The sequence below is a fragment of the Rhodococcus sp. 14-2470-1b genome, from assembly GCF_002259415.1.
Taxonomy (GTDB): domain Bacteria; phylum Actinomycetota; class Actinomycetes; order Mycobacteriales; family Mycobacteriaceae; genus Rhodococcoides.
On sequence record NZ_NPFY01000011.1, the window covers coordinates 192,021 to 205,858 of the forward strand.

Annotated in this window: 13 protein-coding genes; 6 read left to right on the top strand and 7 right to left on the bottom strand. The window is 64.6% G+C overall.

All coding sequences use genetic code 11. The features are described 5' to 3' along the window. Positions 1-58: 58 nt before the first annotated feature. The 5 genes from ribB to CH293_RS08010 form a co-directional block, all read right to left on the bottom strand. Positions 59-1,276: a 3,4-dihydroxy-2-butanone-4-phosphate synthase gene (gene ribB, locus CH293_RS07985; RefSeq protein WP_176459957.1), complete on the bottom strand. Its 1,218-nt coding sequence runs from the start codon at positions 1,274-1,276 to the stop codon at positions 59-61. Next, on the bottom strand, positions 1,276-1,776 hold the full coding sequence (locus CH293_RS07990; protein ID WP_037111986.1) for a flavin reductase family protein: 501 nt from the start codon (positions 1,774-1,776) through the stop codon (positions 1,276-1,278). The genes ribB and CH293_RS07990 overlap by 1 nt, the downstream gene beginning before the upstream one ends. Beyond that, positions 1,773-2,282, bottom strand: coding sequence for an NADPH-dependent FMN reductase (locus CH293_RS07995; protein WP_037111989.1), 510 nt, complete (start codon positions 2,280-2,282; stop codon positions 1,773-1,775). Before CH293_RS07995 ends, CH293_RS07990 begins: the two co-directional genes overlap by 4 nt. Positions 2,283-2,544: 262 nt before the next feature. Next, positions 2,545-3,036: a flavin reductase family protein gene (locus tag CH293_RS08005; protein WP_019665585.1), complete on the bottom strand. Its 492-nt coding sequence runs from the start codon at positions 3,034-3,036 to the stop codon at positions 2,545-2,547. Further along, entirely contained in the window at positions 3,033-3,545 is a 513-nt protein-coding gene (locus CH293_RS08010) for an NADPH-dependent FMN reductase (protein WP_094719906.1), read from the bottom strand. Before CH293_RS08010 ends, CH293_RS08005 begins: the two co-directional genes overlap by 4 nt. Before the next feature lie 160 nt (positions 3,546-3,705). Between CH293_RS08010 and CH293_RS08015 the strand changes: the two genes are divergently transcribed. Then, complete coding sequence (locus tag CH293_RS08015) at positions 3,706-4,473, top strand: SGNH/GDSL hydrolase family protein (RefSeq protein ID WP_094719907.1); 768 nt, start codon at positions 3,706-3,708, stop codon at positions 4,471-4,473. Here the strand turns inward: CH293_RS08015 and CH293_RS08020 are convergent, their stop codons facing one another. Beyond that, the gene (locus CH293_RS08020; protein WP_094719908.1) at positions 4,474-7,293 is read right to left on the bottom strand and encodes a VanW family protein; all 2,820 of its coding nucleotides are present in this window, start codon (positions 7,291-7,293) and stop codon (positions 4,474-4,476) included. Positions 7,294-7,488: 195 nt separating this feature from the next. Continuing rightward, positions 7,489-8,787 (bottom strand): CdaR family transcriptional regulator, encoded by a 1,299-nt coding sequence (locus CH293_RS08025; RefSeq protein WP_275041289.1) that lies wholly within the window; start codon positions 8,785-8,787, stop codon positions 7,489-7,491. Positions 8,788-8,935: 148 nt separating this feature from the next. Between CH293_RS08025 and CH293_RS08030 the strand changes: the two genes are divergently transcribed. From CH293_RS08030 to CH293_RS08050, 5 genes are read left to right on the top strand one after another with little or no spacing between them, the layout of a single operon-like run. Further along, positions 8,936-9,799 (top strand): ABC transporter ATP-binding protein, encoded by an 864-nt coding sequence (locus CH293_RS08030; protein WP_255122759.1) that lies wholly within the window; start codon positions 8,936-8,938, stop codon positions 9,797-9,799. Then, positions 9,792-10,511 (top strand): ABC transporter ATP-binding protein, encoded by a 720-nt coding sequence (locus CH293_RS08035; RefSeq protein WP_094719910.1) that lies wholly within the window; start codon positions 9,792-9,794, stop codon positions 10,509-10,511. The genes CH293_RS08030 and CH293_RS08035 overlap by 8 nt, the downstream gene beginning before the upstream one ends. Before the next feature lie 26 nt (positions 10,512-10,537). After that, entirely contained in the window at positions 10,538-11,416 is an 879-nt protein-coding gene (locus tag CH293_RS08040) for a branched-chain amino acid ABC transporter permease (RefSeq protein ID WP_037112000.1), read from the top strand. 1 nt (position 11,417) lies between these two features. Next, positions 11,418-12,473: a branched-chain amino acid ABC transporter permease gene (locus tag CH293_RS08045; RefSeq protein ID WP_094719911.1), complete on the top strand. Its 1,056-nt coding sequence runs from the start codon at positions 11,418-11,420 to the stop codon at positions 12,471-12,473. Further along, positions 12,470-13,789 carry an ABC transporter substrate-binding protein gene (locus CH293_RS08050; RefSeq protein ID WP_094719912.1) on the top strand — a complete coding sequence of 440 codons (1,320 nt, stop codon included), beginning with the start codon at positions 12,470-12,472 and terminating at the stop codon, positions 13,787-13,789. Before CH293_RS08045 ends, CH293_RS08050 begins: the two co-directional genes overlap by 4 nt. Positions 13,790-13,838: the final 49 nt, after the last annotated feature.

The window sequence follows — 13,838 nt, forward strand, 5'->3', positions numbered from 1 at the left end:
GCCGGACGCTCGCCCAGGTGCTAGCACTGGGCCGTGCGTCCGGCACGTAGGTGAGCGTTCACATGCTCTGTTCCAAGTGCCCCGGGAGCAGATGGCCCATTCGGTCACGTTTGGTTTCGAGGTAACGCACGTTGGCGGGTGCTGCTCCGACGAGTAGTGGAATGACCGCGGTGACTGCGATGCCGTTCTTCCGCAACCCATCCACCTTCAACGGGTTGTTGGTGAGCAGCCGAACGTCAGCAACGTCGAGATCCTCGAGAATGGCTGCGGCTCCGCCGTATTCTCGACCGTCGGCCAGTTCGTCGAGTTCCAGATTGGCCTGCATCGTGTCGAAACCCTGATCCTGCAACCGGTAGGCAGCGAGCTTCTTGAGCAGACCGATGCCGCGGCCTTCGTGTCCGCGGAGGTAGACCACAACGCCACCTTCGCGAGCGACACGCGCCAGTGCAGCGTCGAGCTGCGGTCCGCATTCGCAACGCTGGGACGAAAACGATTCACCGGTCAGGCATTCGGAGTGAACACGCGCGATCGGTGACCCGGCGAGCTCACCCTTGACCAGCGCGATATGTTCGGCCCCGGTTTCCTTGTCCGCATATCCGATTGCTCGGAAATCACCGTGCGCGGTCGTCAAGACCGTTTCCGCGACTCGTTCGACGCGTCGCGGAGCGGAAACTGCCGTCACTCCGTGGGCCAACCGGTAGTTGATCAGCTGTTCGATGGTCAGTACCGGAAGCTGCATCCGACGCCCCAGACGCTCGATGTCCGGGAAGGTCATCATCGTTCCGTCGTCGGCGACGAGCTCGGCGATGACACCGACAGCGGGCACTCCTGCCAGGCTGCACAGATCGACCGCGGCCTCGGTGTGGCCCGGACGCTCGAGGACTCCACCGGGACGCGCACGCAGTGGGATGACATGCCCGGGCCTGATCAAATCGGTTGCACTGGAGGAGGGATCGGCCAACACCTGCAGGGTGCGGGCACGATCGGCCGCGGAAATACCTGTCGTCACGCCCTCGGCAGCATCCACCGTCACGGTGTAGGCCGTCTTCTTCGGATCCTGGTTGTCCGCCACCATCGGCGGCAGCTCCAAAGCGTCGGCACGTGCTCCGGACATCGGCGCGCACAGCAATCCCGAGGTGTTGCGGATGGTCCACGCCGTCCATTCGGGCGTCACCCGATCCGCAGCGAGGATGACATCGCCTTCGTTCTCACGCCGTGCGTCGTCGGTCACCAGTACGGGTTTGCCTGCACGGAGTGCGTCGAGCGCTTCCTTCATCACTGCTCGACCTCCACGGCCAGGCGACGGAACTTGCTGCCGTGAAACACGATCGGCGCAACATCCTTGATCTCGAGTTCGTTGATCCGCATCAGCACGATCGCGTGATCGCCTGCGGGTACCTCCTCGGTGACGGTTGCGTCCAACCACATGCTCGCACCGCCGATGAACACTGCGCCGTCCTCGGTGGTGGTCACGTCGAGACCGTCGAATCGGTTGCCGGTCTTCGCGGCCAGCGTCCGAGCAGCGACATCGTGCGCCTCACCGAGAACACTGATACCGATCCGATCCGCAGCAGCGAACTTGGGCCAGGTCGTCGACGTGTTCTGAACGCAGAAGGCGACCAGAGGTGGGTCGATCGACACGGCGACGAAACTACTGGCCGCCATACCCACTGGTACACCGTCGATCTCGGCACACAGCGCGACGACACCACTGGGAAACTGACCGAAAGCCGAACGGAGAACGGCCGAGTCGAGGGAAGTGGTAGCGAGAGTCATGAGATGTCCGTTCGTGTCGTGACCGCATCGGTCAACACGCGGCCCCAGCGTGCGACGTAATCGGCAATTGCGGTGTCTGTTGTGTACGTGGTGTCGATCAGATAGAGACCGGGGGCGGGAGTGACAGCACCCAGTTCGACGAGGGTGTGCTTCAGAAACAGATCCGGCGCCATCGCGTGTGCGGGGCCTGCACCGAGCATCACCGGCACGACGACTACGTTCTCGAGGCCTGTTCCGGTGGCGAACTGGTCGAGAAACAGCTTCAACACACCGGTGTAGGTCGCCTTGAAGGTCGGGCTCGCCACCACCACGAGGTCCGAGTCGCGGACCGACTCGACTGCAGACGCCACACCGGCGTCACCCCACCCGAGAAGGCCTGGGCCGAGGGTGATGACGTCGATGATCTCGTCGACCTCACGGCCCGCCACGGCCTCGGCGACGATGCGCGCAGCATCCAACGTGCGAGAGCCGGGTTTCGGGTTACCTGCAACCACTGTCAGTTTCACTTCGGGCCTCCAGCCACATCGATTCCTGATGTGACCGCTACTCAACACCGAGGTCGTGTCGAATATGCAACCCGAATGTGGCGGACGTATTGCGCCGCGTCCGTACTTCCCGTCGTGCGACCTACCAGGGCGCGAGCCCGCACCAGGCCGCACAACGCCGCAGCGGCTACGCCGCCCAACACGGCAGCGGCTACGCCGCCCAACACGGCAGCGGCTACGCCGCCCAACACCGCAGCGGCTCCGCCGCCCAACGGTGCAGCGGCTACGCCTGAAGCTTGCGGAACTTGCTGCCGTGGAAAATGATGGGATCGATGTCGCTCTGGACCTTCAGCGAATGGATGCGCAGCAGAACGATCAGGTGATCTCCGGCCGGAACCTGCTGGTCGATCGTCGTGTCGAGCCACGCCGTCGCGCCCTCGATGAACACGGCGCCCTGCTCGGTGGTCGTCAGGTCGAGCCCGGCGAAGCGGTCACCCGTCTTGGCTGCAAGCGTCCGCGCAGCATCGTTGTGAGCCTCGCCCAGAACACTGACTCCGATGTTGGGGACGCCTTCGAGCTTGGGCCATGTGGTCGACGTGTTCTGAATGCAGACTGCCACCAGCGGCGGCTCGATGGACACCGCGACGAAACTGCTCGCGGCCAGCCCGACCGGAACCCCGTCGATCTCCGCGGCAACGGCGACGACCCCACTGGGGAACTGCGCGTACGCCTGGCGCAACGTCGCCTGGTCGAGGTCGGTGTGTGTGAGCGTCATGCCGAAGCTCCCTTTCGTGCGTCTGCGGCGGCCGTGATGACGGGTCCCCATCGCCGCGCATAGTCCACGATACGAGTGTCCTCGGTGAAAGTGGTATCGACGAGGTACAGACCGGGAGCCGGTGTGATGGCGCCGAGCTCCACGAGGACCGGTTTGAGCAGCAGATCCGGAGCCAGCGCGTGCGCCGGTCCCGCCCCGAGCATCAGTGGGACGGCCACTACATCACGCAAACCCTCGTCGGTGGCGAACTGGTCGAGAAACAACTTCAGCACACCCGTGTACGTGGCTTTGAACGTCGGGCTCGCGAACACGACGATGTCGGACGTCGCCACCTGGTCGACAGCCGCCTTCACCGCGTCGTCACCCCAGCCGAGCAGCCCGGATCCGAGCGTGATGACGTCCACCTGACCGTCGGCCTGCCCTCCGGTGATCTCCGACGCCAACAGATGCGCTGCCGCCAGAGTCCTGGATTCGGGTTTGGGGTTGCCTGCCACCACGGTGACCGTCATGAGCCTTCTTTCGATCCGAGAACACATTCCCCATCAGCCAACACCTCACCGCGGACGGGTGTCCAGGTTCTGAATCACGCAGATCGAAACCCGGGAATGAACGGCAGAGTCCAGGCGTCGTACTCTGAGGTAGTTAGCAGAACTCACAAAGGACGGTCCCGTGCCGACAATCGACACCTACATCGCTCTCGGCGACTCATTCACCGAAGGCGTCGGCGACCCCGACCCGTCGAGCCCCAATGGAGTCCGTGGCTGGGCGGATCGAGTGGCCGCAGAACTCGGCGCTCACAACCCGAACTTTCGATACGCCAACCTCGCAGTGCGAGGGAAACTTCTGGACCAGGTCATCGAAGATCAAGTCGGCACCGCCATCGACGTCGCACCCGACCTCGTCACCGTCTACGCGGGTGGAAACGACCTGATGCGGCCGAAGGTCGACATCGACGGAATCATCGAGCGCTACGACGCCGCGCTCGCGGGCCTGAAGTCGACCGGGGCGCGCGTACTGGCATTCACGGCATACGACGCCGGATGGTCACCGATCTTTCGCAGCCTCCGCGGTCGCACCGCGATCTACAACGAACTACTCCGCGAAGTTGCCGACAACCGCGGCGTCGAACTGATCGACTACTGGCGATTCGACGGTTACGACGATCCTCGAATGTGGGACTGGGACCGACTGCACATGTCGACCCGCGGGCACACCAGAATGGCTGCCGAAGTGCTCGACTTCCTCGGCGTCGAACACTCCATCTCGATGCCGGCCCTCGATCCGCTGCCTCCTGTCGAGAAGGCGATCCAACGACGCGAGAACGCCGAATGGGTCAAATCGTTTGCCGCGCCATGGGTGTCCCGACGCCTCCGCGGCGCATCCTCGGGCGACGACATCAGCCCGAAGCACACTGCCCCGCAACCGATCACGGTCTGACTATTCGCCGTCCTCCGCGGACGGCGCGGCCGGAGGAGCTGCTCCGGCCGGTCGGTCGGCCGGCTCGTCCTCGGGCTCCGGTTCCGGCTCAGGCGATTCACACCGCACGATCGGGATCGGGTCGTACTTGACCGTCCTCGTGTCACGGGAGACTTCGTTGCCGGTGGCGATGTCCGTGATCACCCGAGTGTCGCTGGCGGTGAAACCGGGTCCACCACCGGACGGCACACACGCGTTACCGGCCGGGAGAGTGATGGTGTTCGGACTCGTCGGATTGGAACGCGGCCCGGTGATCGACTCCACGTCGACGGTCTTGGTGCCCCAGAGCCGCACTGTCACATCCGAACTCGACCCGAACGACTCGATCACCACACCCGTCTTACCGGTGTTGGTGAACTTCAGATCGATCGCACCCTCGAACACGGTCGCCTCGCGGGCCTCCGGGTACCGGCTGATGTAGTAGCTGTGTTCGGTGTGCCCGGCATCTTCCATGCCGCCGAAGTAGGCGGCGTTGTACAACGTCGTCGCGAACTGGCTGATCCCGCCTCCGACCGCCCTGTCCGGTCGACCGTTGTCGATGATGCCCGATTCCACGAAACCCTGAGCCGTGCCGCGAGGGCCCGTGTACTCGTTGAGCGAGAAGGTCTCACCCGGCTTCACCAACGCGCCGTTGACGATGTCGGCGGTCAGCCTGATGTTGACACCGGACGCGTATTCGAAACCGCCCGTGGTGTATTCGGCCACCACCTCCTTGATGCCGAGCGCCTGAGCACCCTCCGTCGTCAGTGCAGGTTGCGCCTGCTCGTAGACGGCGTCGGTGGAGCGAGAATCAACCGAGGCCAGGAGGGCGGGCAACTGCTCCAACGATTTCGGCCACTGCACCAATTCACCGACGACCGCCGGAACAACAGTCGGTACTCCGCCACCGAGAGCGAACGTCGCATCCTTCGGAGGTGTTTCCGTCGACGCCAACTGCGGCGCGAGAAGCGCCGTCGCCGCGGGCGTGTCGTACCTGGTCGCCAGCTGACCTTCGCCGTCCGGCTCGAAATGCAGCACTGCTGCCACGTTCTCGGGCGAGAGCACCGCACGAGCACCGTCACGACCGGTGAACACCACCGGCGCGGACACCGCGGGAGTCGCGACTTCAGCCAGAACACGATCGACCTCATCCTGGTGAACGGTCACGTCGACGGTCTCCACCGGTACCTCGACCTCACCGAACGCCCAGTTCGCCTCGAGCTCGTCCCGCGCCGCCTGCACGTCCATCGTCTGACCCGGCGCCGGGGTGACACCGACCGGAGTAGTGCCCTCGAACACGACGTCACCCTCGGACGGCGCTCGATCCGTCTGTGCCCTCATCGATTCGACGCCGGCGTCGAGCAATGCGGCATCGACGGTCGACTCGACACCGATCTCGCGGCCGGTGAAGAACGACATCACACGTGTGAACGGATTGATCGGCTGCGACCCGGCACGATCGAGCGTCGTCACCCAATCCACACCGAGACCGGCCTCCGACGGCACCACCTCGAGCTGCTGGTCGCCCGCGTCGACCCGAACCGCCTCGTTCACACGGGGGCCGAGCTCGGACACGAGCTTCGCCTCGGCATCCTCGTGGCTCAGACCGCCGACCTCGATACCGGCGACGGTGACGCCCCGGGGAACCGAACCACTCGTCGAGAGCATGTCCGCCGTGTAGAACACTCCCAGAATCGCCACCGCAGCGCCGGCGAGAACGGCAATCTTCATTCGAGAGAACTTCTCTTCTTCCTTGCCTGCGGGCTGTCCCTCCACGTCGCCGTCAGCGGGCTCGGCAGGTACGAACTGCTCGGCAGGCACGAACTGCTCGGTCGGGGCAGGCTGCTGTTCGGACGACGCTGCGACGACGGGAATCGCGACGGTGGCGCTGTCCTCACCCTCGGGCTCCGGGGTCATCGGCCCCCGATCACCGGGCGGTGTCACTGCGGAATACGCCTGCGTCGGAGCAGACTCGACCGGACCGGGCCGGACCGAGCTGACGTGCCCTGCTGCCGGAAGCCCGGAAGGGGGTGTGGGTTGGTCCTGCGTGTCGGCCTCGGAAGCAATCGCTTCGTCGACATCAGGCTCTTCGGGGGTGAGCGGAGTCGACGATCCTTCACCCGGGAGGCCCGCGACTGGTTCGTCCTCGAGTCGATCACTCTCAGCGACAACGTCCTCAGCGACAACGTCCTCAGCGGCAACGTCCTCAGCGGCAACGTTCTCAGCGGCAACGTTCTCAGTGGCAACGTTGTGAGATGCAACGGCCCCAGCGTCCGTGGCCGAAGAATCCTCTGCCGGAATGTCGTCGCCGTGTTCGTTCTCGGCTGTTACCTCATCAGCTGGCAGCTCGTCGGCTGGGATCTCATGGGCTGAGACCTGATCGGCTGGGGTCTCGTCGGCTGGGATCTCGTCGGACAGGCCTTCCGCCACCGGTCCCTGCTCGGCCGACTCCTGCTCGACGCGCTCCTGGACGGGTGGCTCCGGGACAGGGGGTTGAGGGACAGGGGAAGCGGCAGATTCGGACGGCTGAGCCGGGGAGTGCCCGGGAGGGGGCTCGTTGGGATCGATGGCACGCATCACCTCGGTGATGGCCTCGTACGGCAGAACGTGCTCGGGCTCGGCATCGACCGTTTCGACGTCGTCCCGTGGGTCGCCGTGCGCACCGACATCACCCGCATCGCCACGAAGCGCCTCGTCACGGGCTTCCTCGTCGGAATGGGAGCCGCGCTCGTGCTTGCCCTTGCCGTCTCCACCGACGCTCACGTTCTCGACCCTCCCGAAACCCCGGACGAACACCGACACTGTCGCGCACGAGCTTACGCATCGACACATGAGGGGATCGACTCGAGCATCGGGAAACCCCGGCCGCCGCAAGCCCACGAAAGAGGCTCCACACCGCTGCCGGGTCGGGGGTCGGGCAGCAGTGTGGAGCCACTACGAGTATCGCGCATGCTTGTGAAGCGTTACAACCGATCGTGCGGTGTCTCGTCAATTCATTCAGGTGAATGATCGGCGCGGTGTCGAGCTGTCACCCTGTCCTACGGCACGGCCCCAATGTCCGGTCCTCACCAGGGCGAGCGTGAGCAGCAGACGATCCCTCGGATCGGTGAGGTCCTTGCCGGTCAACTCCTCGATCCGTCGGACTCGATAGATCACCGTGTTGCGGTGGCAGTACAGGACCTTCGCGGCATTCGTCGGCGATCCGTCGCTGGCAAGCACGTGAGCGAGCGTCTCGAGTAACGTCCCACGCTGAGGTTCCGGATGCGTCCACATGTTTCCCAACGCGTGGTGAACGAGCAGATCCGACGATTCCTCGTCGGCTGCCATGATCACCCGGGGCAGCCGATCGGTCGCCAACGCCACCCCTGCCTCCTCCGAGATCGTGTCAGCGGTGAGCGTCGCCAGCCGATACGCCGCCGCGAACGAGGACACACCGTCGGGCGAATGCGCCACACCCACCGGGCCCACGGCCCTGACCGAAAGCGCGTCGACGACCGAATTCAGTGATCCCTTGGCCAACGCAACGAGCGCGAACTGATGCCCGTCGCGAATGTTCCAATGCGATACCGCACCGATCTGATCCAGCGCATCCTCCGGCGCCGTGAGTGGAGGTGATCCCTGGTCGTCCACGGGCCCGACGACACACGCGATCTGCTGCGACGCCGAAAGACCGAGCGTCGCACGCGCTTCGAGCACGAACGACGGATCACCTCCACGCCCGGAGCGAAGCCCGTCGAGCACCACCAGAACGTTCGCCAGGTCGCGTTGCTGCATCCGTGCACTCTCGCGGCGATAGGCGTCGACCAGGGTCTCGTACTGCCCGTCGAGTGCACGCCACAACTGCTGGCCCGCCACCAGCAGCAAATGTTCGTCGATGTCGGACCGTCGACGATCACGTGCGTGAACCAACTCTTCCCACAGTGTCCGACTGCCGAGCGTGTACGCCTTGAGCACCAACTCCATCGGGATGCCCTGACGCGCACGTTCCCGCCCGGTGCGGCGCCAGACCTCACGGGTGTTGTCGTCGGCGGCCGCCACCCCGGACAGCGTCCGCAGCCCCTGGCGGATGTGCTCGCGGGTGCTTCGCCTGATCTCGCCGGCGATGTCAGGCGTCGCACTGGCCAGGTACGCGGGCTCCTGCTCGATCAGCGCCAGCGTGATGGAGTCCGCTATCGAATCCGCCCGATCGATCAGCGCAGACCACGCACGCTGAATCTTCTCCTGATCCGATGCAGGCACCCGAGCACGAGGGGCACCCACCGAAGATCGGTCGGCGGGTCGGTCGGAGGCAACCATCGACACAGTTTTGCGCATCCCGCCCAGTCGACAGGGCGATTTGACCGGTACTGGTGCCGCGGGACCCAAACATTCTGTGCGCTGCGCCCATACCGCCGGTTGTGCGCGGCAACCATAGTGAACGCACACAGATTGTGAGGTGGATCACTTGAGTTCGACGGTTACCCCAGCCCCGATCTTCACCATGACCGACGTCGACGTCACGTTCGGCGGCGTGGTCGCGCTGTCGAGCGTCAGTCTCGACGTGCGGCCGAGCGAAGTTCTCGGCGTCATCGGCCCCAACGGCGCAGGCAAGACCACGCTGTTCAACGTTGCCTGCGGACTCGTCCGCCCAGGAACCGGAACACTCACCCGGAACGGCGAGACCCTGTCCCGGCTGCGACCCCACGACCTCCCGAAGCTGGGCATGAGCCGAACACTCCAAGGACTCGGACTGTTCGACCGGATGAGCGTCGTCGACAACGTCATGATCGGCGCGGACAAAGGGGCACGCACCGGAATCCTGGCAGGACTGCTCGGACTTCCGTCGAGTGCATCCGACGACGCCGAAATCAGATCAGCCGCAATGGCCACGCTCGAACGCCTCCGAATCGACCAGTACGCCGACCGCCTGCCACCGAGCCTGCCCTACGCCGTGCGCAAACGCGTCGCCCTCGCCCGCGCCCTCGTGAGCGAACCATCACTGATCCTTCTGGACGAACCGGCGTCAGGTCTGTCATCGGACGAGATGGCCGAACTGGGCGAAGAAATCCGATCCCTGGCCCACCCCGAAACCGGTCATTCCGCAGGCTCCACTCCCGCCTCCCCAGGTCATTCCGCAGGCTCCACTCCCGCCTCCCCGGCGTCGGTGATGCTCGTCGAACACCACATGGACCTCGTCATGAGCGTGTGCGATCGGATCTTCGTCCTCGATTTCGGCAAGGTGATCGCTCACGGCTCGCCCGACGACATTCGTCAGGACCCGGCCGTTCTGGCCGCATATCTCGGGAACGAGGTGAACCACGGTGAGTGACTCGGCCCAGATTCGCATCACCGACCTGACCGTCCGCTACGGACCGGTGACAGCGCTGGACTCGGTGACCATGACGGTTGCAGCCGGCGCGATCACCGCGGTGCTCGGCGCCAACGGCGCGGGCAAGACGACCCTGCTCCGCACCGTGTCAGGCCTGCTGAAACCCGAATCGGGCAGCATTGAGCTGGCCGGGACCGAGCTGGTGGGAGTTCCGCCGGACCGCATGTCCCGCAAAGGACTTGCCCACGTCCCCGAAGGCCGAGGCGTCATCGCCGAACTCACCGTCGAGGAGAACCTCCGGCTAGGAGCATTGGGCCGCAACCGAAGTCACGACGCCGTCACACTCGACCGGGTCTACGGCATGTTCCCGCCACTCGACGGGCGTCGCACGTCGTCGGCACACACGCTGTCCGGCGGCGAACGTCAGATGCTCGTCATCGGACGCGCCCTGATGGCAACCCCATCCGTGCTCCTCCTGGACGAACCATCTCTGGGGCTCGCGCCGAAAGTCGTCGCGCAGATCTTCGACACGCTCCGCACGCTCGTCGAAACAGAGTCCATGACAGTACTTCTCGTGGAACAGAACGCACGAAGCGCCCTGTCGATCGCCGAACACGCCGTTGTCCTCGATCTCGGCAAGGTCGCCGTCGAAGGCCCGGCAGCCACCCTCGCCGACGACGACGCCCTCCGACACGCCTACCTCGGGTTCTGACGCGAGCTGAAAGGACGCCACCTCAAGTGCAGCAACTGCTCACCATCCTCATCAACGGAGTGACGACCGGCATGATCTACGCCGCGTTCGCCCTCGCCCTCGTTCTGATCTGGCGGTCGACACGCATCGTCAACTTCGCCCAAGCACCGATGGCCATGATCACCACCTACGTCGCACTGGTGGTGATCGACGCCGGCTACTCGTACTGGGTCGGCTTCGGCGTCGCACTCGTCAGCGGTCTCATCCTCGGAGCTGCCGTCGAACGACTCGTCGTTCGGTTCGTGGACAGCTCGTCGCACATCAATCCCGTCATCCTGACGCTGGGGCTGTTCATCATCATTCATGCGGTGGCAGCCATCGTGTTCGGCAACCAGTTCCGTTCCTTCCCTGCGCCCTTCGGTCTGACCGGTCAAAAGGTCGGGGATCTGAACATCGCGCTCACCGGGTACGACGTCTTCAAGATCGTGGCCGTGCTGATCGTCCTCGGACTGCTGGTTCTGCTGTTCCGGTTCACCGATCTCGGCCTGAAGATGCGGGCGAGCGCCTTCGAACAAGAGGTGGCGAAACTGCTCGGTGTTCGCGTCGGCCGCATGTTGACGCTGGGATGGGCTCTGGCCGCCGTCGTCGGATCCCTGGCAGGGCTATTGATCGCAGGAGGCTCGCTGGTCCACCCCGGATACATGGATTCGATCGTCGTATTCGGTTTCGTCGCCGCCGTGCTCGGTGGACTGGACAGCCCGGGTGGTGCCGTCGTCGGCGGGCTCCTGATGGGCGTGGGGCTCAGTTTCGTCAGCGGCTACCTGGGCCAGGACCTGGTGTCCTCCGCAGCTCTGGTCATCCTCATCGTCGTACTGCTGCTCAGACCGAGCGGGCTGTTCGCCGGCACCGCGGCAAGGCGGGTGTGACATGAACGCAGTCGTCACCCGAATGACATCCACACCGGTCCGACGCCACTTCCTCTGCGCAGTACTCGGCCTGGTCGTCGTCGTACTGGCTCTCGAATCCCTGAGCACGTTCCGGCAGAGTCAGCTGACGTCGGTGGCCTACCTCGCGATCGCAGCCGGCGGCCTCACCGTCCTCACCGGTTTGAGCGGTCAACTCTCGCTCGGTCACGGCGCGTTCATGGCCGTCGGTGCCTACACCGCGGCACTGATGCTCCGTGCCCAGGATTCCGGATGGTCCGTCCCGTTGGTTCTCCTCGCCGCCACCGTCGTGACCGGCATCGTCGGAGTCGTCGTCGGCGTCGCCGCAGCCCGACTCCACGGCCCCTATCTCGCAGGCGCGACACTGGCGCTGGCTGTCGCCGTCCCCGGCCTCGCGTTGTACTTCAAGGACTATCTCGGCGGAGAGCAGGGCCTCGTGGTCCCCGCTCCGAAAGTGCCGGGACCCATCGACGATGTCATGTACTTCATCACCGGAAACGAGCTCGGCGGAACGAAATTCGTCGCCTACGTCAGTTGGATCCTGCTCGTCGTGGTCTTCTTTCTCCTCGCCAACGTGTCCGCCAGCCGAATCGGACGACGGTGGCGGGCGGTACGGGACGACGAGGTGGCCGCGGAACTCGCCGGGATAAACCTCGGGCGCGCACGAATACTCGCGTTCGTCGTCAGTTCCGCCTGCGCCGGAGCCGCCGGCGCGGTCCTCGCGATGTCCGCCCGCATCGCAGCACCGAGCGGATTCACCCTGACACTGTCGCTGACATTGCTGTCGGCGGTGGTGATCGGCGGGCTCGGAACGCTGTCGGGCGCACTCATCGGTGCAGCCCTACTTACTTACATTCCACCGGTCGTGACGAACCTCGGACTCGACGCCGGACTGAGCAGCCTGCAATCCGCCGAGCTCGCACCACTCGTCACGGGAATCTTCACGGTTCTCGTGATCCTGTTCGCTCCACTGGGTTTGACCGGAACCTACCGAAAGTGGCGTCTCACACGGAACATCACGAGAAAAGGGGAAAGATGAACAGAACCAGATCGCTGGCAGCGCGGGCGACCGCCTTGGTCGCGGTGGTGTCACTGGCCGCTGCCTGCGGCGCGGGAGGTAGAGACGAGGCCACCGAAACGTCGGAAGGTTCCACCGTCGGCATCACCGACACGTCGGTGAAAATCGGCGCCCACTTCCCTCTGACCGGTGTCGCCGCTCCCGGATACAGCGAAATCCCCACCGGCGCACAGGCATACTTCGACTACGTCAACGCCGCGGGCGGAATCAACGGCAGGCAGATCGAGTACGTCGTGCGCGACGACTCCTACGACCCGACGACCACGACGCAGGTCGTCAACGAACTCGTGCTGCAGGACGAGGTGTTCGCGGTGGTCGGCGGACTCGGCACCGCGACGCACAGCGCCGTCATAGATTTCCTCAACGAAGAAGGCGTGCCGGATCTGTTCGTCTCCTCCGGCGCGATCATGTGGGGCAACGATCCGGCCAAGTATCCCAACACCTTCGGCTGGCAACCCGACTACCAGGTCGAGGGCAAGATCATCGGCGACTGGGTCAAGAAGAACCGCCCGGATGCCAAGGTGGGCTTGTACTTACAGGACGACGACCTCGGACGGGACAGTGAGGCAGCCGTCCGGCAGTATCTCGACGACCAGATCGTCGAAGTAGTCCGCTACACCTCCGGCAACACCGATGTCGCACCGCAGATCGCTGCACTCCAAGGTGCAGGCGCAGACCTGGTGCTCGGATTCGACGTCCCGTCGTACACCGCCCTGAGCCAGTTGACGGCGATGCGCCTCAACTACGACCCGGAATGGTTCTACTCCTCGATCGGATCCGACGTCGACCTCGTCGGTTCACTCCTCGGGCGGTTCTCCCAGGGCGCCGTGACCGACGGGAACCAATCACTCGAGGGCATGATCTCGCTCGAGTACATCCCCGGAATCGACTCACCCGAGAACCCCTGGACTCAACTGTGGCAGAAGGTGTGGGCGGAGAACGGCGACGGCCAACCTCTCACCAACTACCGCATCTACGGCCTCAGCCAGGCATACGCATTCGTTCAAGCGTTGGAAGCAGCCGGCGAGAACCCCACCCGCGAAGGGATTGTCTCCGCAATCCAAGAGGGCGGCATGGACTTCGAAGGACCGCAACTCGCGCCTTTCCGATATTCGGACGACAGCCACCTCGGCATCTCCGGCGCAAGCGTGTACCAAATCGTGAACGGCGTACCCGAGTACCTGACGCCGGTCCTACAGACGGACATCGGAGACTCGGAAGTGGTCGAGTACACCGGAGAGGAGTCCACCCCGCCCGAAAGCGGAATTCCGGGCTGAGGCGATTTCCCGCACGATTCACGATCGGCAGATCCGTAAACCCCTCGCT

Excerpts from the sequence above, each read along its gene's own strand:
- ribB (WP_176459957.1), bottom strand. The coding sequence starts at position 1,276 with ATGAAGGAAGCGCTCGACGCACTCCGTGCAGGCAAACCCGTACTGGTG.
- CH293_RS07990 (WP_037111986.1), bottom strand. The coding sequence starts at position 1,776 with ATGACTCTCGCTACCACTTCCCTCGACTCGGCCGTTCTCCGTTCGGCT.
- CH293_RS08005 (WP_019665585.1), bottom strand. The coding sequence starts at position 3,036 with ATGACGCTCACACACACCGACCTCGACCAGGCGACGTTGCGCCAGGCG.
- CH293_RS08010 (WP_094719906.1), bottom strand. The coding sequence starts at position 3,545 with ATGACGGTCACCGTGGTGGCAGGCAACCCCAAACCCGAATCCAGGACT.
- CH293_RS08025 (WP_275041289.1), bottom strand. The coding sequence starts at position 8,787 with ATGGTTGCCTCCGACCGACCCGCCGACCGATCTTCGGTGGGTGCCCCT.
- CH293_RS08045 (WP_094719911.1), top strand. The coding sequence starts at position 11,418 with ATGAACGCAGTCGTCACCCGAATGACATCCACACCGGTCCGACGCCAC.
- CH293_RS08050 (WP_094719912.1), top strand. The coding sequence starts at position 12,470 with ATGAACAGAACCAGATCGCTGGCAGCGCGGGCGACCGCCTTGGTCGCG.